The sequence below is a fragment of the Streptomyces sp. NPDC058796 genome, from assembly GCF_042745235.1.
In the GTDB taxonomy this organism is placed as follows: domain Bacteria; phylum Actinomycetota; class Actinomycetes; order Streptomycetales; family Streptomycetaceae; genus Streptomyces.
In genome coordinates this window covers 142764-162690 of the sequence record NZ_JBHYOP010000002.1, presented here as the reverse complement: position 1 = coordinate 162690, position 19927 = coordinate 142764, and the positions used below count along the sequence as shown (strand labels likewise).

At 69.5% G+C, this 19927-nt stretch carries 17 protein-coding genes; 2 read left to right on the top strand and 15 right to left on the bottom strand.

All coding sequences use genetic code 11. The annotated features are described in order from the left end of the window. Positions 1–57: 57 nt before the first annotated feature. From nuoN to ACFW47_RS05905, 14 genes are read right to left on the bottom strand one after another with little or no spacing between them, the layout of a single operon-like run. Entirely contained in the window at positions 58–1716 is a 1659-nt protein-coding gene (nuoN, locus tag ACFW47_RS05970; protein ID WP_386281734.1) for an NADH-quinone oxidoreductase subunit NuoN, read from the bottom strand. Continuing rightward, entirely contained in the window at positions 1713–3284 is a 1572-nt protein-coding gene (locus ACFW47_RS05965; RefSeq protein WP_386304965.1) for an NADH-quinone oxidoreductase subunit M, read from the bottom strand. The genes nuoN and ACFW47_RS05965 overlap by 4 nt, the downstream gene beginning before the upstream one ends. 5 nt (positions 3285–3289) lie before the next feature. Next, entirely contained in the window at positions 3290–5263 is a 1974-nt protein-coding gene (gene nuoL, locus ACFW47_RS05960; RefSeq protein WP_386281738.1) for an NADH-quinone oxidoreductase subunit L, read from the bottom strand. A 15-nt stretch (positions 5264–5278) separates the two neighbouring features. Next, entirely contained in the window at positions 5279–5578 is a 300-nt protein-coding gene (gene nuoK, locus ACFW47_RS05955) for an NADH-quinone oxidoreductase subunit NuoK (protein WP_037929353.1), read from the bottom strand. Continuing rightward, positions 5575–6432, bottom strand: a complete 858-nt coding sequence (locus tag ACFW47_RS05950) for an NADH-quinone oxidoreductase subunit J (RefSeq protein WP_386281741.1) — start codon at positions 6430–6432, stop codon at positions 5575–5577. Before ACFW47_RS05950 ends, nuoK begins: the two co-directional genes overlap by 4 nt. Continuing rightward, positions 6429–7070: an NADH-quinone oxidoreductase subunit NuoI gene (gene nuoI / locus ACFW47_RS05945; RefSeq protein WP_386304963.1), complete on the bottom strand. Its 642-nt coding sequence runs from the start codon at positions 7068–7070 to the stop codon at positions 6429–6431. Before nuoI ends, ACFW47_RS05950 begins: the two co-directional genes overlap by 4 nt. After that, positions 7063–8451 carry an NADH-quinone oxidoreductase subunit NuoH gene (nuoH, locus tag ACFW47_RS05940; protein ID WP_272587022.1) on the bottom strand — a complete coding sequence of 463 codons (1389 nt, stop codon included), beginning with the start codon at positions 8449–8451 and terminating at the stop codon, positions 7063–7065. The genes nuoI and nuoH overlap by 8 nt, the downstream gene beginning before the upstream one ends. Further along, entirely contained in the window at positions 8448–10952 is a 2505-nt protein-coding gene (locus ACFW47_RS05935) for an NADH-quinone oxidoreductase subunit G (protein WP_386281744.1), read from the bottom strand. The genes nuoH and ACFW47_RS05935 overlap by 4 nt, the downstream gene beginning before the upstream one ends. Beyond that, positions 10949–12298: an NADH-quinone oxidoreductase subunit NuoF gene (nuoF, locus tag ACFW47_RS05930; protein ID WP_386304962.1), complete on the bottom strand. Its 1350-nt coding sequence runs from the start codon at positions 12296–12298 to the stop codon at positions 10949–10951. Before nuoF ends, ACFW47_RS05935 begins: the two co-directional genes overlap by 4 nt. Beyond that, complete coding sequence (gene nuoE, locus ACFW47_RS05925; protein WP_386281748.1) at positions 12295–13167, bottom strand: NADH-quinone oxidoreductase subunit NuoE; 873 nt, start codon at positions 13165–13167, stop codon at positions 12295–12297. Before nuoE ends, nuoF begins: the two co-directional genes overlap by 4 nt. Beyond that, positions 13164–14486 carry an NADH-quinone oxidoreductase subunit D gene (locus ACFW47_RS05920; RefSeq protein WP_272587019.1) on the bottom strand — a complete coding sequence of 441 codons (1323 nt, stop codon included), beginning with the start codon at positions 14484–14486 and terminating at the stop codon, positions 13164–13166. Before ACFW47_RS05920 ends, nuoE begins: the two co-directional genes overlap by 4 nt. Beyond that, positions 14483–15259, bottom strand: a complete 777-nt coding sequence (locus tag ACFW47_RS05915; protein ID WP_386304961.1) for an NADH-quinone oxidoreductase subunit C — start codon at positions 15257–15259, stop codon at positions 14483–14485. The genes ACFW47_RS05920 and ACFW47_RS05915 overlap by 4 nt, the downstream gene beginning before the upstream one ends. Next, positions 15256–15810, bottom strand: coding sequence for an NADH-quinone oxidoreductase subunit B family protein (locus tag ACFW47_RS05910; protein WP_010041554.1), 555 nt, complete (start codon positions 15808–15810; stop codon positions 15256–15258). The genes ACFW47_RS05915 and ACFW47_RS05910 overlap by 4 nt, the downstream gene beginning before the upstream one ends. Positions 15811–15822: 12 nt before the next feature. Further along, complete coding sequence (locus ACFW47_RS05905) at positions 15823–16182, bottom strand: NADH-quinone oxidoreductase subunit A (RefSeq protein ID WP_003974383.1); 360 nt, start codon at positions 16180–16182, stop codon at positions 15823–15825. 765 nt (positions 16183–16947) lie between these two features. Here ACFW47_RS05905 and ACFW47_RS05900 point away from each other — a divergent pair. Both ACFW47_RS05900 and def read left to right on the top strand, forming a co-directional pair. Further along, entirely contained in the window at positions 16948–17784 is an 837-nt protein-coding gene (locus ACFW47_RS05900; protein ID WP_386304959.1) for a C40 family peptidase, read from the top strand. Between the two features lie 153 nt (positions 17785–17937). Continuing rightward, a complete protein-coding gene (gene def / locus ACFW47_RS05895; protein ID WP_386304958.1) occupies positions 17938–18579 on the top strand; it encodes a peptide deformylase in 642 nt (213 codons plus the stop codon). Here def and ACFW47_RS05890 read toward each other — a convergent pair whose 3' ends face one another. Further along, complete coding sequence (locus tag ACFW47_RS05890; RefSeq protein WP_386281760.1) at positions 18580–19872, bottom strand: geranylgeranyl reductase family protein; 1293 nt, start codon at positions 19870–19872, stop codon at positions 18580–18582. Positions 19873–19927: the final 55 nt, after the last annotated feature.

Here is a 19927-nt window from a genome sequence, read left to right as displayed (position 1 = left end):
GCCCGGCCCCCTGTGGGATGCCGGGCCGCCGCCGTGTCCGAACCGGCGAGCGCCGCGTCAGCGCACGAACACCCCCGCCTGTCCCGCCAGGTCCAGGAAGTACTGCGGCGCCACACCGAGCACCACCGTGACCGCGACCCCGACACCGATCGCCGTCATCGTCAGCGGTGACGGCACCGCGACGGTCGGGCCCTCCGGGCGCGGTTCGCTGAAGAACATCAGCACGATCACGCGGATGTAGAAGAACGCCGCGATCGCCGACGAGATCACGCCGATCACGACCAGCGGGGCCGCGCCGCCCTCCGCCGCCGCCTTGAAGACGGCGAACTTGCCGGAGAACCCGGAGGTCAGCGGGATGCCCGCGAAGGCCAGCAGGAACACCGCGAACACGGCCGCCACCAGCGGTGACCTGCGTCCGAGCCCGGCCCACTTCGACAGGTGCGTCGCCTCGCCGCCCGCGTCGCGCACCAGCGTCACGACCGCGAAGGCGCCGATCGTGACGAAGGAGTACGCGGCCAGGTAGAAGAGGACGGACGAGATGCCTTCCGGCGTGGTCGCGATGACACCGGCGAGGATGAAGCCCGCGTGCGCGATCGACGAGTACGCCAGCAGCCGCTTGATGTCGGTCTGCGTGATCGCGACGATCGCGCCGGCCAGCATCGTGACGATCGCCACGGCCCACATCACCGGACGCCAGTCCCAGCGCAGGCCGGGCAGGACCACGTACAGGATGCGGAGCAGGGCACCGAAGGCGGCCACCTTGGTCGCCGCCGCCATGAAGCCGGTGACCGGCGTCGGCGCGCCCTGGTACACGTCCGGCGTCCACATGTGGAACGGCACCGCGCCCACCTTGAACAGCAGGCCCATGACGATCAGGGCGGAGCCGACGAGCAGCAGCGCGTCGTTGCCCATCGTGTCGGCGAGCGCCGGGGTGACGTTCTGCACGGTGCCGTCGACGACCGAGGCGATCGTGCCGTACGACATGGAGCCCGCGTAGCCGTAGAGCAGGGCGATGCCGAACAGGGTGAAGGCCGAGGCGAAGGCGCCGAGCAGGAAGTACTTGACCGCCGCCTCCTGCGACATGAGCCGCTTGCGGCGGGCCAGCGCGCAGAGCAGGTACAGCGGGAGGGAGAAGACCTCCAGGGCCACGAAGAGCGTCAGGAGGTCGTTGGCCGCCGGGAAGATCAGCATGCCGGCGACGGCGAAGAGGAGGAGCGGGAAGACCTCCGTCGTGGTGAAGCCGGCCTTGACCGCCTTCTGCTCGCTCTCGCTGCCCGGCACGGCCGCGGCCTGCGCGGCGAAGGAGTCGACCCGGTTGCCGTGCGCCTGAGGGTCGAGCCGCCGCTCGGCGAAGGTGAACAGGCCGACCAGCGCCGCCAGCAGGATCGTGCCCTGGAGGAACAGGGCCGGACCGTCGACGGCGATGGCTCCCATGGCCGCGATGCCCGCCTTGGTCGTGCCGTATCCGCTCGCCGCGAGCGCGACGACCGCGGCGAAGGCGGCGACGAGCGCGACGACGGACAGGAACGTCTGCACGTAGTAGCGGGACCTGCGCGGCACGAGGGCCTCGATCAGGATGCCCAGGACTGCCGCACCGATGATGATCAGGATGGGCGACAGCTGCCCGTACTCGATCTTCGGCGCGTCGATCTTGCCGATCGGGTCGGCCGCCGTCGCCGCCGTTGTCCACAGGCTGTGGACGGCTGTTGCGCTCACTTGGCCGCCTCCACCTCAGGCTGGGGGTCCTTCTTCTGTACGTCGGACATGGTCTGCTCAACCGCCGGGTTGACGATGTCCGTGAGGGGCTTCGGGAAGACGCCCAGGAAGATCAGCAGCGCGACCAGCGGCGCCACGACCACCAGCTCCCGCACCCGCAGGTCGGGCATCGCGGACACCTCCGGCTCCACCGGGCCCGTCATCGTCCGCTGGTAGAGGACGAGGGTGTAGAGCGCGGCGAGCACGATGCCGAAGGTGGCGATGATGCCGATCACCGGATAGCGCGTGAACGTGCCGACCAGGACCAGGAACTCACTGATGAACGGCGCCAGCCCCGGCAGGGACAGGGTCGCCAGGCCGCCGATCAGGAAGGTGCCGGCGAGCACCGGGGCGACCTTCTGGACTCCTCCGTAGTCGGCGATGAGCCGCGAGCCGCGCCGCGAGATCAGGAAACCGGCGATCAGCATCAGGACGGCGGTCGAGATGCCGTGGTTGACCATGTAGAGGGTCGCGCCGGACTGGCCCTGGCTGGTCATCGCGAAGATGCCCATGATGATGAAGCCGAAGTGCGAGATCGACGCGTACGCGATCAGCCGCTTGATGTCGCGCTGGCCGACCGCGAGCAACGCCCCGTAGATGATGCTGATGACCGCCAGGACGAGGATCACCGGCGTCGCCCACTTGCTGGCCTCCGGGAAGAGCTGGAGGCAGAAGCGGAGCATCGCGAAGGTGCCCACCTTGTCGACGACCGCCGTGATGAGCACGGCGACCGGCGCGGTGGACTCCTGCATGGCGTTGGGCAGCCAGGTGTGCAGCGGCCACAGCGGCGCCTTCACCGCGAAGGCGAGGAAGAAGCCGAGGAACAGCCAGCGCTCGGTGCTGGTCGCCATCTCCAGTTCGCCGCTGGCCCTCGCCTGGGCGATCTCGGTGAGGGAGAAGTTCCCCGCGACCACGTAGAGGCCGATCACCGCCGCCAGCATGATCAGACCGCCGGCCAGGTTGTAGAGGAGGAACTTCACCGCCGCGTACGACCGCTGGGTCGCCGCCGTCTTCTCGCCGTGCTGGTGGGCCCGGTCCCCGAAGCCGCCGATGAGGAAGTACATCGGGATGAGCATGGCTTCGAAGAAGATGTAGAAGAGGAAGACGTCGGTGGCCTCGAAGGAGAGGATCACCATCGCTTCGACCAGCAGGATCAGGGCGAAGAAGCCCTGGGTCGGCCGCCACCGGCTGCTGCCGGTCTCCAGCGGGTCGGCATCGTGCCAGCCCGCCAGGATGATGAACGGGATCAGCAGCGCGGTCAGCGCGATCAGCGCCACCGCGATTCCGTCCACGCCCAGTTCGTACCGGACTCCGAAGTCCGCGATCCAGGAGTGCGACTCGGTGAGCTGGTAGCGGTCGCCGCCGGGGTCGAAGCGGACCAGTACCGCGATCGCCAGGGCGAGGGTGGCCAGCGAGAACAGCAGCGCGAGCCATTTGGCCGCGGTGCGTTTCGCGGCCGGCACCGCGGCGGTGGCGATGGCCCCGACGGCTGGAAGCGCCGCCGTGACTGTCAGCAGGGGAAAGGACATCGGTATCAGACCGCCCTCATCAGCAGGGTCGCGGCGACGAGGACCGCCGCACCGCCGAACATCGAGACCGCGTAACTGCGCGCGAACCCGTTCTGCAGCTTGCGCATCCGCCCGGACAGGCCGCCGACCGAGGCCGCCGTGCCGTTGACGACGCCGTCGACCAGGGTGTGGTCGACGTAGACCAGAGACCGCGTCAGGTGCTCTCCGCCGCGGACCAGTACGACGTGGTTGAAGTCGTCCTGGAGCAGGTCGCGCCGGGCTGCCCGGGTGAGCAGCGATCCGCGCGGGGCGACGGCCGGGACCGGGCGTCGGCCGTACTGCGCCCAGGCGACAGCGACGCCGATGACCATCACGGCGACCGTGGAGACGGTGACGGTCAGGGCGCTGATCGGCGCGTGGCCGTGGTCGTGCCCGGTGATGGGCTCGAGCCAGTGCACGAACCGGTCGCCGATGCTGAAGAACGCGCCGCCGAACACCGAGCCGACGGCCAGCACGATCATCGGGATCGTCATGGTCTTCGGCGACTCGTGCGGGTGCGGCGGCGTGTACTCTCCGCGCGTCTCGGCGGCGGGCTCCACGTCCGGCTGGTTCGGCGACGGCGTCGGGGCGTTGCGCCAGCGCTCCTCGCCGAAGAAGGTCATCAGCATCACGCGCGTCATGTAGTACGCCGTGATGGCGGCGCCCAGCAGGGCGCAGGCGCCGAGGATCCAGCCCTCGGTGCCGCCCTTGGCGAACGCCGACTCGATGATCTTGTCCTTGGAGAAGAAGCCGGACAGGCCCGGGAAACCGATGATGGCGAGGTAGCCGAGGCCGAAGGTGATGAAGGTGACCGGCATGTACTTGCGCAGTCCGCCGTAGCGGCGCATGTCGACCTCGTCGTTCATGCCGTGCATGACCGAACCGGCACCGAGGAACAGCCCGGCCTTGAAGAAGCCGTGCGTCACCAGGTGCATGATCGCGAAGACGTAGCCGATGGGGCCGAGTCCGGCGGCCAGCACCATGTAGCCGATCTGCGACATGGTCGAGCCGGCCAGCGCCTTCTTGATGTCGTCCTTGGCGCAACCGACGATCGCACCGAACAGCAGCGTGACCGCGCCGACGATGGTGACGACGAGCTGCGCGTCGGGCGCGCCGTTGAAGATGGCTCCGGAGCGCACGATCAGGTACACGCCCGCCGTCACCATGGTCGCGGCGTGGATGAGGGCCGAGACCGGGGTCGGGCCCTCCATCGCGTCCCCGAGCCAGGACTGCAGCGGCACCTGGGCGGACTTGCCGCAGGCGGCGAGCAGCAGCATGAGGGCGATCGCGGTGAGCTTGCCCTCGCCTGCCTCGCCGGCGAGCCCGGCCTCCCCGTGGCCGCCGAGCACCGGCCCGAAGGCGAAGGTGCCGAACCACAGGAACATCAGCATGATCGCGATGGACAGGCCCATGTCGCCGACGCGGTTGACCAGGAAGGCCTTCTTCGCGGCGGTGGCGGCGCTGGGCTTGTGCTGCCAGAAGCCGATCAGCAGGTAGGAGGCGAGACCGACGCCCTCCCAGCCGACGTACAGCAGCAGGTAGTTGTCGGCGAGGACGAGGATCAGCATCGCCGCGAGGAACAGGTTCAGATAGCCGAAGAAGCGGCGGCGGCGCTCGTCGTGCTCCATGTACCCGATCGAGTACAGGTGGATGAGCGAACCGACGCCGGTGATCAGCAGTACGAACGTCATCGACAGCTGGTCGAGCCGGAAGGCGACGTCGGCCTGGAAGCCCTCCACCGGAATCCAGCTGAACAGGTGCTGCGTCAGGGTGCGGTCCTCGGCGGCGGCGCCGAGCATGTCGGCGAAGAGGACGACGCCGATCACGAAGGAGGCGGCGGCCAGCACCGTGCCGATCCAATGGCCGACGGCATCCAGCCGGCGTCCGCCGCACAGCAGGACCGCCGCTCCGAGCAAGGGCGCCGCCACCAGCAGCGCAATCAGATTCTCTGCGTTAGTCACGGTTCTAGCGACCCCTCACAGCTTCATCAGGCTGGCGTCGTCGACCGAGGCCGAGTGGCGGGAACGGAACAGGGACACGATGATCGCGAGCCCGACCACGACCTCAGCGGCGGCGACGACCATCGTGAAGAAGGCGATGACCTGGCCGTCGAGATTGCCGTGCATGCGGGAGAAGGCGACGAACGCGAGGTTGCAGGCGTTGAGCATCAGCTCGACGCACATGAACACCACGATCGCGTTGCGCCTGATCAGCACGCCGGTGGCGCCGATCGTGAACAACAGGGCCGCGAGATAGAGGTAGTTCACGGGGTTCACTTCGACGCCTCCTCGGACCCCTTGAAGTTGGCCGGCTCGACCGCCGTGCGCTCCAGGCGCTCCTCGGCACGCTGCTCCAGTGCCTTGAGGTCGCCCAGCGCATCCGTCGACACGTCGCGGACCTGACCGCGCTCGCGCAGCGTCTTGCTGACAGTGAGCTCGGAGGGGGTGCCGTCGGGCAGCAGGCCCGCGATGTCGACCGCGTTGTGCCGGGCGTAGACGCCGGGTGCGGGCAGCGGCGGCAGGTACTTGCCCTCGCGGACGCGCTTCTCGGCCAGCTCGCGCTGGGTCGCCGCCCGCTCGGTGCGCTCGCGGTGGGTGAGCACCATGGCGCCGACGGCGGCCGTGATGAGCAGGGCGCCGGTGATCTCGAAGGCGAAGACGTACTTGGTGAAGATGAGGGAGGCGAGTCCCTCCACGTTGCCGTTCGCGTTCGCCTGGCCGAGGCCGGTGAACTCGCTGACCGAGGCGTTGCCGATGCCGCCGATCAGCAGGATGCCGAAGCCGAGCCCGGAAAGCAGGGCCAGCCAGCGCTGGCCCTTGATGGTCTCCTTCAGGGAGTCCGCCGCGGTGACGCCGACGAGCATCACCACGAACAGGAACAGCATCATGATCGCGCCGGTGTAGACGATGATCTGCACCACACCGAGGAAGTAGGCACCGTTGGCGAGGTAGAACACCGCCAGGACGATCATGGTCCCGGCGAGGCAGAGCGCGCTGTGCACGGCCTTCTTCATGAAGACGGTGCACAGGGCGCCGATCACCGCGACGGTGCCCAGGATCCAGAACTGGACGGCCTCTCCGGTGGAGGTGCCGGCGGAGAGAGTCGCTGCGGCGGCGAGCTGCCCGGTCATCGGCGGATCACCTCCTCCGACGCCGGCTCGGTCCCGCCGAACGTCGAGTCGCCCTCCTGGACGACCTCGCCCTTGGAGTGGGCGACCTGCTGGACCGTGCCGGGCGCGGCCTCGGTCACCAGGCCCCGGTAGTAGTCCTGTTCGTCCGTGCCCGGGTAGATGGCGTGGGGCGAGTCGACCATGCCCTCCTCCAGGCCGGCGAGCAGCTGCTCCTTGGTGAAGATCAGGTTGGCGCGGCTGGAGTCGGCCAGCTCGAACTCGTTGGTCATCGTCAGCGCGCGCGTGGGGCACGCCTCGATGCACAGGCCGCACAGGATGCAGCGGGCGTAGTTGATCTGGTAGACGCGGCCGTAGCGCTCGCCCGGCGAGTAGCGCTCCTCGTCGGTGTTGTCCGCGCCCTCCACGTAGATGGCGTCGGCGGGACACGCCCAGGCGCACAGCTCGCAGCCGACGCACTTCTCCAGGCCGTCCGGATGGCGGTTGAGCTGGTGCCGTCCGTGGAAGCGCGGAGCGGTGGTCTTCTGCTGCTCCGGGTACTGCTCGGTCAGCCGCTTCTTGAACATGGCCTTGAAGGTCACGCCGAAGCCGGCCACGGGGTTCAGGAAACCGGGGTCGGTCTCCTTGGGTTCCTCAGCCATCGGACGCCTCCTTTCCATCCGTAGATCCGCCCGCAGATCCACCCGTAGATCCGTCACTGTGAGTATCGGGGCCACCACTGACAATCAGCTCCCGCTCCCGGCGCGGACGGCGCCTGGGCACCGGCGGCAGCTCCTGCCCGGGCAGCGGCGGTACGGGGAACCCGCCGGCCATCGGGTCGAAGGCGGCCGGCTCCTCGGCCGGGGCCTCGGCCCGCTTGCCCTTGTCGCGGTACATGTCGACGACGAAGGACAGCACCAGCAGGACCAGGACGCCGCCGCCGATGTAGAGGGCGATGTCGGTGAACTCGTAGTTCTCGTTGCGCAGGGCCCGCACGGTCGCCACGAGCATCAGCCAGACCAGGGAGACCGGGATGAGGACCTTCCAGCCGAGCTTCATCAGCTGGTCGTAGCGGACGCGCGGGAGCGTGCCGCGCAGCCAGATGAAGAAGAACAGCAGCAGCTGCACCTTGACCACGAACCAGAGCAGCGGCCACCAGCCGTGGTTGGCGCCCTCCCAGAAGGTGCTGACCGGCCACGGTGCCCGCCAGCCGCCGAGGAAGAGCGTGGTGGCGACAGCCGAGACCGTCACCATGTTCACGTACTCGGCGAGCATGAACATCGCGAACTTGATCGACGAGTACTCGGTGTTGAAGCCGCCCACCAGGTCGCCCTCGGACTCCGGCATGTCGAAGGGGGCGCGGTTGGTCTCGCCGACCATGGTGACGATGTAGAGGATGAAGGAGACCGGCAGCAGCACGATGTACCAGCGGTCGCCCTGCTGGGCGACGATCTCCGACGTCGACATCGACCCCGAGTAGAGGAAGACCGAGGCGAACGCGGCGCCCATCGCGATCTCGTAGGAGATCATCTGCGCGCAGGAGCGCAGGCCGCCGAGGAGCGGGTACGTCGATCCGGAGCTCCAACCCGCCAGCACCATGCCGTAGATGCCGATCGAGGCGACCGCGAGGATGTAGAGCAACGCGATCGGCAGGTCGGTGAGCTGCATGGCGGTGCGCTGGCCGAAGATGGAGATTTCGTTGCCGGCGGGCCCGAAGGGGATCACGGCGATCGCCATGAAGGCCGGGATGGCGGCGACGATCGGCGCGAGGACGTACACCACCTTGTCGGCGCGCTTGACGACGACGTCTTCCTTGAGCATCAGCTTGATGCCGTCGGCGAGCGACTGAAGCATGCCCCAGGGGCCGTGCCGGTTGGGGCCGATGCGCAGCTGCATCCAGGCGACGACCTTGCGCTCCCACACGATGGAGAACAGCACGGTCACCATCAGGAAGGCGAAGCAGAAGACCGCCTTGACGACGACCAGCCACCACGGGTCGGTGCCGAACATCGAGAGGTCTTCAGCGGCGAGGTACGGGCTCATGCCTCCACCTCCTTGGGGGCCTCGCCCGCGAGCGTGGCCGGACCGATGCGGACGAGGGTCCCGGGCAGCACCCCGGCGTCGGAGGCGACGCCGTTGCCGGCCGAGTTCAGCGGGAGCCAGACCACCCGGTCGGGCATCTCGGTGATCTGGAGCGGGAATTCGACGGCTCCGGCGGGCCCGGTGACGGCCAGGAGGTCGCCGTCCTTGACGCCGGCCTCGGCGGCGGTGGCGGCGGACACGCGCGCGCGGGCGGCGTGCCGGGTGCCGGCCAGCGCCTCGTCGCCCTGCTGGAGGAGCCCCTGGTCGAGCAGCAGCCGGTGCCCGGCCAGTACCGCCTCGCCGGCGGCCGGCCGGGGCAGCGCGCCCGCGGTGTACAGCGGTTCGCCGGCCCGCGGCCCGTCCCAGGCGCCGAGCCGGTCGATCTCCGCGCGGATGGTGCGCAGGTCCGGCAGCCCCAGGTGCACGTCCATGGCGTCGGCCAGCATCTGCAGGACGCGTGCGTCGGTCGGCGCGAGGCGGCGGGTCATCTGGTCGGGCTTGAGCGCGGCTTCGAAGAAGCGCGCCCGTCCCTCCCAGTTGAGGAAGGTCCCGGCCTTCTCGGCGACCGCGGCGACCGGCAGGACGACGTCGGCCTTCTCGGTGACCTCGCTGGGCCGCAGCTCCAGGGAGACCACGAACCCGGCCTCCGCGAGTGCCGCACGCGCGCGTGCCGGATCGGGCAGGTCGGCGACCTCCACGCCCGCCACGAGCAGTGCCTGGAGCTCACCCCGGGCGGCGGCCTCGACGATCTCGCCGGTGTCGCGGCCGTAGCGGTGCGGGAGGTCGGCCAGGCCCCAGACGGCGGCTACCTCCTCACGCGCGCGCGGGTCGGTCGCCGGGCGCCCGCCCGGCAGCAGGGCGGGCAGCGCCCCCGCCTCGATGGCGCCGCGCTCCCCGGCCCGGCGCGGGATCCACACCAGCCGCGCGCCGGTCGCGGAGGCGGTCCGTACGGCGGCGGTGAGGCCCCCGGCCACGGACGCCAGCCGCTCGCCGACGACGATCACGGCGCCTTCGGCGCGCAGGGCCTCGGCGGCCTGGGTGCCTCCGTCCTCCAGGCCGACGCCGCCGGCGAGGGCGTCCAGCCACTCGGTCTCGGTGCCGGGCGCGGCGGGCAGCAGGGTGCCGCCGGCCTTCTCCAGGCCCCGCGTGGCGTGCGTGGCCAGCGAGAAGACCTTCTGCCCGTGCTTGCGCCAGGCTTTGCGCAACCGCAGGAAGACGCCGGGCGCCTCCTCCTCGGACTCGAACCCGACCAGCAGGACGGCGGGCGCCTTCTCCAGCGCGGTGTACGTGACTCCCGTGCCGTCGAGGTCGCGACCGCGTCCGGCGATCCGGGCGGCCAGGAAGTCGGCCTCCTCGGTGCTGTGCACGCGCGCGCGGAAGTCGATGTCGTTGGTGTCGAGCGCCACGCGCGCGAACTTGCTGTACGCGTAGGCGTCCTCCACGGTGAGCCGGCCGCCGGCCAGGACGCCGGTGCGGCCCCTGGAGGCGAGCAGGCCCTGGGCGGCGATCTGCAGAGCCTCCGGCCAGGAGGCCGGCTCCAGCTCGCCCTCGGCGCCTCGCACCAGGGGCGTCGTCAGCCGGTCCCGCTGCTGCGCGTACCGGAAGCCGAAGCGGCCCTTGTCGCAGATCCACTCCTCGTTGACCTCGGGCTCGTTGGCCGCCAGGCGCCGCATGACCTTGCCGCGCCGGTGGTCGGTGCGGGTCGCGCAGCCGCCGGAGCAGTGCTCGCACACGGACGGCGAGGAGATCAGGTCGAAGGGGCGCGAGCGGAACCGGTACGCGGCCGAGGTGAGTGCGCCGACCGGGCAGATCTGGATGGTGTTGCCGGAGAAGTACGACTCGAAGGGGTCGCCCTCACCTGTGCCGACCTGCTGGAGCGCGCCCCGCTCGATCAGCTCGATCATCGGGTCGCCCGCGACCTGGTTGGAGAACCGGGTGCAGCGGGCGCACAGCACGCACCGCTCGCGGTCGAGCAGCACCTGCGTGGAGATGGGCACCGGCTTCTCGTAGGTCCGCTTCTTTCCTTCGAAGCGGGACTCCGCCTGGCCGTGCGACATCGCCTGGTTCTGCAGCGGGCACTCGCCGCCCTTGTCGCAGACCGGGCAGTCCAGCGGGTGGTTGATGAGCAGCAGCTCCATCACGCCGTGCTGGGCCTTCTCGGCGACGGGCGAGGTCAGGTGGGTCTTCACCACCATGCCGTCGGTGCAGGTGATGGTGCAGGAAGCCATGGGCTTGCGCTGGCCCTCGACCTCGACGATGCACTGGCGGCAGGCGCCGGCCGGGTCGAGGAGGGGGTGGTCGCAGAACCGGGGGATCTCGATGCCGAGCTGCTCGGCGGCCCGGATGACCAGGGTGCCCTTGGGCACGCTGATCTCGGCGCCGTCGATCGTCAGCGATACGAGGTCCTCCGGCGGGACCGCCGCCTCTCCCCCGCCTGAGGGAGCATTGGTGGTCACGGTCATGCGTTCACCTCCGTGCGGTCGGCCCAGGCCGTCGACTTGGCCGGGTCGAAGGGACAGCCGCGGCCCGTGATGTGCTGCTCGTACTCCTCGCGGAAGTACTTGAGCGAGGAGAAGATCGGCGAGGCGGCACCGTCGCCGAGGGCGCAGAAGGACTTGCCGTTGATGTTGTCGGCGATGTCGTTCAGCTTGTCGAGGTCGGCCATGACGCCCTTGCCGGCCTCGATGTCGCGCAGCAGCTGGACGAGCCAGTACGTGCCCTCGCGGCAGGGGGTGCACTTGCCGCAGGACTCGTGGGCGTAGAACTCGGTCCAGCGGGTGACGGCCCGCACGACGCAGGTCGTCTCGTCGAAGCACTGGAGCGCCTTGGTGCCGAGCATGGAACCGGCGGCGCCCACTCCCTCGTAGTCGAGGGGGACGTCGAGGTGCTCGTCGGTGAACATCGGCGTCGAGGAGCCGCCCGGCGTCCAGAACTTGAGGCGGTGGCCCGGGCGCATGCCGCCGCTCATGTCCAGGAGCTGGCGCAGCGTGATGCCGAGCGGAGCCTCGTACTGGCCGGGGCTCGCGACGTGGCCGCTGAGCGAGTACAGCGTGAAGCCCGGGGACTTCTCGCTGCCCATCGACCTGAACCAGTCCTTGCCCTTGTTCAGGATCGCGGGAACCGACGCGATCGATTCGACGTTGTTCACCACAGTCGGGCAGGCATAGAGGCCGGCCACAGCAGGGAAGGGGGGACGGAGCCGCGGTTGACCCCGGCGGCCTTCGAGCGAGTCGAGCAGTGCGGTCTCCTCACCGCAGATGTACGCGCCCGCGCCCGCGTGCACGGTGAGTTCCAGGTCGAGTCCGCTGCCCAGGATGTTCTCGCCGAGGAAGCCGGCCGCGTAGGCCTCGCGCACGGCCTCGTGCAGCCGCCGCAGCACTGGGACGACTTCACCACGCAGATAGATGAAGGCATGCGAAGACCTGATGGCGTAACACGCGATGACGATGCCCTCGATGAGGCTGTGCGGGTTCGCGAAGAGGAGCGGGATGTCCTTGCAGGTCCCCGGCTCCGACTCGTCGGCGTTGACAACTAGATAGTGAGGCTTGCCATCCCCTTGGGGAATGAACTGCCACTTCATCCCCGTCGGGAACCCAGCGCCGCCGCGTCCGCGCAGACCTGAGTCCTTGACATACGCGATCAGGTCGTCCGGCGACATCGCCAGCGCCTTGCGGAGCCCCTCGTACCCCTCGTGCCTCCGGTAGACGTCCAGAGTCCAGGACTCGTCCTCGTCCCAGAAGGCCGACAGCACGGGTGCGAGCAGCTTCTCCGGACTGGTGCCCTTGATCTCGGCTGCCACGGTCATCACTCCCCCTCCTCGGCGGTAGGCCCTGCCGGGTGGGAAGGGTCGGATGCCGATGTGTCCTGCGGCGCGTCGTGCGAGCTCAGGTGTTCCGTCGGGGACGGGTCGTGCACGGCCCGGTCCTGCGGTGCGTCGTGCGGTCCGCCGTCCCGCGGGTGCACCACGCGCGCGGCGGACGCCTCGCCCTTGGCCAGCTTGAGCCCGGCCAGGGAGGCGGGACCCGCGCTGCCGCCGGCCGCGACGGCGCCGTCCCGCTCGTCGGGGAAGCCCGCCAGGATCCGGGCGGTCTCCTTGAAGGTGCACAGCGGCGCACCGCGCGTGGGCGTCACCGGCCGTCCCGCGCGCAGGTCGTCCACGAGGCGCCTGACGCTCGCCGGGGTCTGGTTGTCGAAGAACTCCCAGTTGACCATCACGACCGGCGCGAAGTCGCAGGCCGCGTTGCACTCGATGTGCTCCAGGGTGACCTTGCCGTCCTCGGTGGTCTCGCCGTTGCCGACGCCCAGGTGTTCCTGGAGGGACTCGAAGATCGCGTCGCCGCCCATCACCGCGCACAGCGTGTTGGTGCAGACGCCGACCTGGTAGTCGCCGCTCGGCCTGCGCCGGTACATGGTGTAGAAGGTGGCGACCGCGGTGACCTCGGCCGTGGTGAGGTGCAGCATGTCCGCGCAGAACTGCATCCCGGTGCGCGTGACGTGTCCCTCCTCCGACTGCACGAGGTGCAGCAGGGGCAGGAGGGCGGACCGGGAGTCCGGGTAGCGGGCGATGACCTCGCGCGCGTCGGTCTCCAGCCGGGCCCGGACGTCGTCCGGGTAGGCGGGCGCGGGCAGTTCCGGCATGCCCAGGCTGACGCCCCGCTCCGAAGAAGAGGTGGTCACCGGTCGACGCCTCCCATCACGGGGTCGAGGGACGCCACGGCGACGATGACGTCGGCGACCTGGCCGCCCTCGCACATCGCCGCCATGGCCTGCAGGTTGGTGAAGGACGGGTCACGGAAGTGGACCCGGAAGGGGCGGGTGCCGCCGTCGGAGACGACGTGCACCCCGAGCTCGCCCTTGGGCGATTCCACCGCCGTGTAGGTCTGGCCCGGCGGCACGCGGAAGCCCTCGGTGACCAGCTTGAAGTGGTGGATCAGAGCCTCCATGGAGGTGCCCATGATCTTCTTGATGTGGTCGAGGGAGTTGCCGAGTCCGTCCGGTCCCAGGGCGAGCTGGGCGGGCCAGGCGATCTTCTTGTCGGCGACCATGACCGGGCCGGGCTGGAGCCGGTCCAGGCACTGCTCGACGATCCGGAGCGACTGGCGCATCTCCTCCAGCCGGATCAGGAAGCGGCCGTAGGCGTCGCAGGTGTCGGCGGTCGGGACGTCGAAGTCGTACGTCTCGTAGCCGCAGTACGGCTGGGCCTTGCGCAGGTCGTGCGGCAGGCCGGTGGACCGGAGGACCGGGCCGGTGGCGCCGAGGGCCATGCAGCCGGCCAGGTCGAGATAGCCGACGTCCTGCATGCGGGCCTTGAAGATGGGGTTCCCGGTGGCGAGCTTGTCGTACTCCGGGAGGTTCTTCTTCATCTTCTTCACGAACTCGCGGATGTGGTCCACCGCGCCGGGCGGCAGGTCCTGGGCGAGTCCGCCCGGGCGGATGAACGCGTGGTTCATCCGCAGGCCGGTGATCAGCTCGTAGATGTCGAGAACGAGTTCACGATCACGGAAGCCGTAGATCATGATCGTGGTGGCGCCGAGTTCCATGCCGCCGGTGGCGATGCACACCAGGTGGGAGGAGAGCCGGTTCAGCTCCATCAGCAGGACCCGGATGATCGTGGCCCGGTCCGGGATCTCGTCCTCGATGCCGAGCAGCTTCTCGACGCCCAGACAGTACGCCGTCTCGTTGAAGAACGACGTCAGGTAGTCCATGCGCGTCACGAAGGTGGTGCCCTGGGTCCACGTCCGGTACTCGAGGTTCTTCTCGATGCCGGTGTGCAGGTAGCCGATGCCGCAGCGGGCCTCGGTGACCGTCTCGCCGTCGATCTCCAGGATCAGGCGGAGCACACCGTGGGTGGAGGGGTGCTGCGGCCCCATGTTGACGACGATGCGCTCGTCGTCGGCGCGGGCCGCGGCCTGGACGACCTCGTCCCAGTCGCCGCCGGTGACCGTGTAGACGGTGCCCTCGGTGGTCTCGCGAGGGGAGGCGTGCGAAGTGCTCATGAGTACGACCTCCGCTGGTCCGGAGCCGGGATCTGGGCGCCCTTGTACTCGACGGGGATGCCGCCGAGGGGGTAGTCCTTGCGCTGCGGAAAGCCCTGCCAGTCGTCCGGCATCATGATCCGCGTCAGCGCCGGGTGGCCGTCGAAAACGATGCCGAAGAAGTCGTACGTCTCGCGCTCGTGCCAGTCGTTCGTCGGGTAGACGGCGAAGAGCGACGGGATGTGCGGATCCGCGTCGGGGGCGCTGACCTCCAGGCGGATCATCCGGTTGTGGGTGATCGAGCGCAGGTGGTAGACGGCGTGCAGCTCGCGGCCCTTGTCGTTCGGGTAGTGGACGCCGCTGACGCCGGTGCACAGTTCGAAGCGCAGGGCCGGGTCGTCGCGCAGGGTGCGGGCGACGCGGACCAGGTGCTCGCGCTCGATGTGGAAGGTCAGCTCGCCGCGGTCGACGACCGTCTTCTCGATGGCGTTGCCGGGCAGCAGCCCCTGCTCCTCCAGCGCGCCCTCGAGTTCGTCGGCGACCTCGTCGAACCAGCCGCCGTAGGGCCGGCTCGCCGGTCCGGGGAGCCGGACGGAGCGGACCAGGCCGCCGTATCCGGAGGTGTCGCCGCCGTTGTTGGCGCCGAACATGCCGCGCTGGACGCGGATCTCCTCGCCGCCCTGGCCGCGCTGACCGGGGAGGTTCTCGGCGGACAGGTCCTTCTCGGGGTTCACACCGTTCGCGTCACCCGGGGTGTTGCTCTTGTCACCCGCGGTGTTGTTCGCGTCGCTCACCGCAGCAGCCCCTTCATCTCGATCGTGGGCAGGGCCTTGAGCGCCGCCTCCTCCGCCTCGCGGGCCGCCTCCTCGGCGTTCACGCCGAGCTTGGAGGTCTGGATCTTCTGGTGAAGCTTGAGGATGGCGTCCATCAGCATCTCGGGCCGCGGCGGGCAGCCCGGGAGGTAGATGTCGACCGGGACGATGTGGTCGACGCCCTGGACGATCGCGTAGTTGTTGAACATGCCGCCCGAGGAGGCGCAGACCCCCATGGAGATCACCCATTTCGGGTTCGGCATCTGGTCGTAGACCTGCCGCAGCACCGGTGCCATCTTCTGGCTCACGCGGCCCGCGACGATCATCAGATCCGCCTGCCGCGGTGAGCCGCGGAAGACCTCCATGCCGAAGCGCGCCAGGTCGTAGCGGCCGGCGCCGGTGGTCATCATCTCGATGGCACAGCAGGCGAGGCCGAACGTGGCGGGGAAGACGGACGACTTGCGCACCCAGCCCGCGGCCTGCTCGACGGTGGTCAGCAGGAAGCCGCTCGGCAGTTTTTCTTCGAGTCCCATGTCAAAGGCCCCTCAGTCCCATTCCAGGCCGCCGCGCCGCCATACGTACGCGTACGCGACGAAGACGGTGAGCACGAAGAGCAGCATCTCCACGAGCCCGAAAATCCCCAGGGCGTCGAAGGTGACGGCCCAGGGGTAGAGGAAGACGATCTCGATATCGAAGATGATGAAGAGCATCGCCGTCAGGTAGTACTTGATGGGGAAGCGCCCGCCGCCGGCCGGCGTGGGGGTCGGCTCGATTCCGCACTCGTAGGCCTCGAGCTTCGCCCGGTTGTACCGCTTCGGACCGATCAGCGTGGCCATCACCACGGAGAAGATCGCAAAGCCTGCCCCGAGGGCTCCCAGTACGAGGATGGGCGCATACGCGTTCACCGCTCCTCGCTCCTCTCAGTCGGCACTGACTGCTGGCGGTTGCATCGGACTCACAGCCGCCCCAGCAGCCCCACGAACCCCGCTCGTCCCGGCGAAGATCGCGAACATGTGAAGCAGGTCACAAGCCCAACTGCCTCGCATCTTATGCCCGCCGCTCTGTGATCTGCGACACGGGGTATTGCACAAGCTTTGTGATCTCTACCACCTGACGAAGGATCATGAAGTCGGATGAGCGGTGATCTTCACACAAGAAGCGTTCAGGTGATCACCAGAGGTGACAATTTCGATCGTCGTCGCAGGCCAGCGGGGAGGCCCGGCGGGCGTCTCAATATCAAGATGGTTCCCTTGCATGCAAACTGGCGCTGGACTCGATCACTTGATAGAGGGCGTGTTCACACATCAGAGGGAGGGGCGGGGTGCGGTGTGGACACGTGCGCGCGTTCACGAGCGCCCGGCGGTGACCGCGGGGGCCGGTCACGCGCCGCGGACGCGGCCGACGGGGTAACCGTTCCGTGACCTGCGCCACATTCATGAGAGGCGTCTGAGAACCGGGCTTGGCCAACTGCCTCAACAAGTGGTAAGCGCGGGGCAATTCGGGCGTAACGATCAAAGTCCGTGATCACAGGGTGGTTACGGGCCGCCCGCAATGTCCGTTAGGGCGTCAATAAGGGGCGACACGCCCGGGATTCGAGGCCCGATTGAACAACTGTGGCGCAGCCCACGTTTCTTGAAGGTATGGAGGAGCTCCTGATACCGGTTGTCCCTATGTCCCACACCGCTCACATACGCAGCCACCGGAAGCCCCGCCGCAGCGCGTCGACCATCGCGATGCGGGCCGGAGTTGCCGGTGGCGTCCTCAGCACCCTGGCAGTGGCCGGTGCGTCGGGTTCGGCCAACGCGGCCGAGCCGGTGACGCAGACCATGGAACTGCCCACCCTGACGGCCAACCTGGCCGCTCAGGTCGCCCAGTCCGCGGACGTCACGCAGCAGGCGGCCGCGAGCTACGAGCTGCAGGCCGAGCGTGACGCGGCCACCGCCAAGGCCGCCAAGCAGGCCGAGGCGGACCTCGCCGAGGCCAAGAAGAAGGCCGAGGAGGAGAAGAAGAAGAAGGCCGAGGAGGCAGCACGCAAGGCGGCCGCCGAGCGCGCCTCGCGCACCGCCGAGCGCGCCACCCTGAGCGCCTCCGTGGACACCGGGTCCTCCGACAGCTCGGGCAGCAGCGTCGGCAGCAGCTCCTCGTCGGCCACCGGGTCGGCCGCCGCGGTCGTCTCCTTCGTGCAGTCCCAGGTCGGCGACGCCTACGTCTCCGGCGGCACCGGTCCCAACTCGTGGGACTGCTCCGGTCTGGTGCAGGCCGCCTTCAAGCAGGTCGGCGTCGACCTGCCGCGCGTCTCCCAGGCCCAGTCGACCGCCGGCACCCAGGTCGGTCTGGGCAACCTCCAGCCGGGCGACATCCTGTACTGGGGTGGCGCGGGCAGCGCGTACCACGTCGGCGTCTACGTCGGCGACGGCATGTTCGTCGGCGCGCAGAACCCGTCCACCGGCGTGGCCCTGAAGCCGCTGTCGTACGACCCGCCGAGCGGCGCGGTGCGGGTGCTGTAACTCCGGAACCCCAGCACCTCCGAAGACGCACGACGCGGACTCGTCCGCACGCGGGGCCGCAGCCGTTCGAGGGCTGCGGCCCCGCGGTCGCTCCTGGCATGCTCGGCACGGGCCGGACCTCCACCGGCCCGTCCACGAGCCGAAGGAGAGACCATGCCCAGCGTGTTCGTACAGGGGCGGCCCAGCGCCGCCTATCCCCCGCTCGCGCCCGAGGCCCGGCACGGGTCGGTGCGACGGATCACCGAGGTCGGCGAAGAGGTGCTGCACAAGCCCTGCCGGGACGTCACCGAGTTCGGGCCCGACCTCGCCGCGCTCATCGACGACATGTTCCGCACGATGTACGTCGCCGACGGCTGCGGACTGGCGGCGAATCAGGTGGGGGTCGATCTGCGCCTGTTCGTGTACGACTGCCCCGATGACGAGGGTGCCCGACATGTCGGGCACATCGTGAACCCGGTGCTGGATCCCCTCGACCCGGCCGGGCGCCGTCTGCTGGACGAGGGCGAGGGGTGTCTGTCGGTGCCGGGCGCCGTCATGGCCGTGCCGCGGCCCGACCGGGCCGTCGTGCGGGGCCTCGACAAGGACGGCGAGCCGCTCGTCGTCGAGGGCACCGGCTACTTCGCGCGCTGCCTCGCCCACGAGACCGACCACGTGAACGGTCAGGTGTACCTGGACCGGCTCTCCGCGCGCGACCGCAAGCGGGCGCTGCGGCAGTCGGCCGACCGGCGCGACGAGGTGTTCGCGCGCCGGGCGGCCAACGCCAGGACGCTGGAAGAGGCCAAGGCCGGGAGCTGATCAGGCTTTCGGCGCGACCTTGCTCAGTCCGTTGATGATGCGGTCCATCGCGTCGCCGCCCGTGGGGTCCGTCAGGTTGGCGAGCATCTTGAGCGTGAACTTCATCAGAATCGGGTGGGTGAGGCCGCGCTGGGTCGCGATCTGCATGACCTTCGGGTTGCCGATGAGCTTCACGAAGGCGCGGCCCAGCGTGTAGTAGCCGCCGTAGGTGTCCTTCAGGACGCGCGGGTAGCGCTGGAGGGCGATCTCCCGCTGGGCCGGCGTGGCCCGCGCGTGGGCCTGGGTGATGACGTCGGCGGCGATCTGGCCGGACTCCATGGCGTAGGCGATGCCCTCGCCGTTGAAGGGGTTCACCAGGCCGCCGGCGTCGCCGACGAGCAGCAGGCCCTTGGTGTAGTGGGGCTGCCGGTTGAAGGCCATGGGCAGGGCGGCGCCGCGGATCGGGCCGGTCATGTTGTCGGGGGTGTAGCCCCAGTCCTCCGGCATGGAGGCGCACCAGGCCTTCAGCACCTCACGCCAGTCCAGCTCCTTGAAGGAGTCCGAGGTGTTCAGCACCCCGAGCCCGACGTTCGAGGTGCCGTCGCCCATGCCGAAGATCCAGCCGTAGCCCGGCAGGAGCCGGTCCTGGGCGCCGCGGCGGTCCCACAGTTCCAGCCAGGACTCCAGGTAGTCGTCGTCGTGGCGGGGCGAGGTGAAGTACGTGCGGACCGCGACGCCCATCGGACGGTCCTCGCGGCGGTGCAGGCCCATCGCCAGGGAAAGCCGCGTGGAGTTGCCGTCGGCGGCCACGACCAGCGGCGCGTGGAAGGTGACCTCGCGCTTGTCCTCGCCCAGCTTGGCGTGGACGCCGGTGATGCGGCCGGTGCGGTCGTCGATCACGGGCGCGCCGACGTTGCAGCGCTCGTACAGGCGGGCGCCGGCCTTCTGGGCCTGCCGGGCGAGCTGCTCGTCGAAGTCGTCGCGCTTGCGGACGAGTCCGTAGTCGGGGAAGGAGGCGAGATCCGGCCAGTCCAGCTGGAGGCGCGAGCCGCCGCCGATGATGCGCAGCCCCTTGTTGCGCAGCCAGCCGGCCTCTTCGGAGATGTCGATGCCCATGGCCACGAGCTGCTTGACCGCGCGGGGAGTCAGGCCGTCGCCGCAGACCTTCTCCCGGGGAAACGCGGTCTTCTCCAGCAGCAGGACGTCGAGCCCCGCCTTGGCCAGGTGGTACGCGGTCGTGGAGCCGGCCGGCCCGGCGCCCACGACGATCACGTCGGCGGTGTTCTCGGAGAGTGGCTCAGTCTCGACGGTCACGGCGGGATCTCCCCAAGTTCGAAATCTGCGTGCCGACCGGCACTGGTCATGGGCA

Excerpts from the sequence above, each read along its gene's own strand:
- ACFW47_RS05965 (WP_386304965.1), bottom strand. The coding sequence starts at position 3,284 with ATGTCCTTTCCCCTGCTGACAGTCACGGCGGCGCTTCCAGCCGTCGGG.
- ACFW47_RS05950 (WP_386281741.1), bottom strand. The coding sequence starts at position 6,432 with ATGACCGGGCAGCTCGCCGCCGCAGCGACTCTCTCCGCCGGCACCTCC.
- nuoI (WP_386304963.1), bottom strand. The coding sequence starts at position 7,070 with ATGGCTGAGGAACCCAAGGAGACCGACCCCGGTTTCCTGAACCCCGTG.
- nuoH (WP_272587022.1), bottom strand. The coding sequence starts at position 8,451 with ATGAGCCCGTACCTCGCCGCTGAAGACCTCTCGATGTTCGGCACCGAC.
- ACFW47_RS05935 (WP_386281744.1), bottom strand. The coding sequence starts at position 10,952 with ATGACCGTGACCACCAATGCTCCCTCAGGCGGGGGAGAGGCGGCGGTC.
- ACFW47_RS05920 (WP_272587019.1), bottom strand. The coding sequence starts at position 14,486 with ATGAGCACTTCGCACGCCTCCCCTCGCGAGACCACCGAGGGCACCGTC.
- ACFW47_RS05910 (WP_010041554.1), bottom strand. The coding sequence starts at position 15,810 with ATGGGACTCGAAGAAAAACTGCCGAGCGGCTTCCTGCTGACCACCGTC.
- ACFW47_RS05900 (WP_386304959.1), top strand. The coding sequence starts at position 16,948 with ATGTCCCACACCGCTCACATACGCAGCCACCGGAAGCCCCGCCGCAGC.
- def (WP_386304958.1), top strand. The coding sequence starts at position 17,938 with ATGCCCAGCGTGTTCGTACAGGGGCGGCCCAGCGCCGCCTATCCCCCG.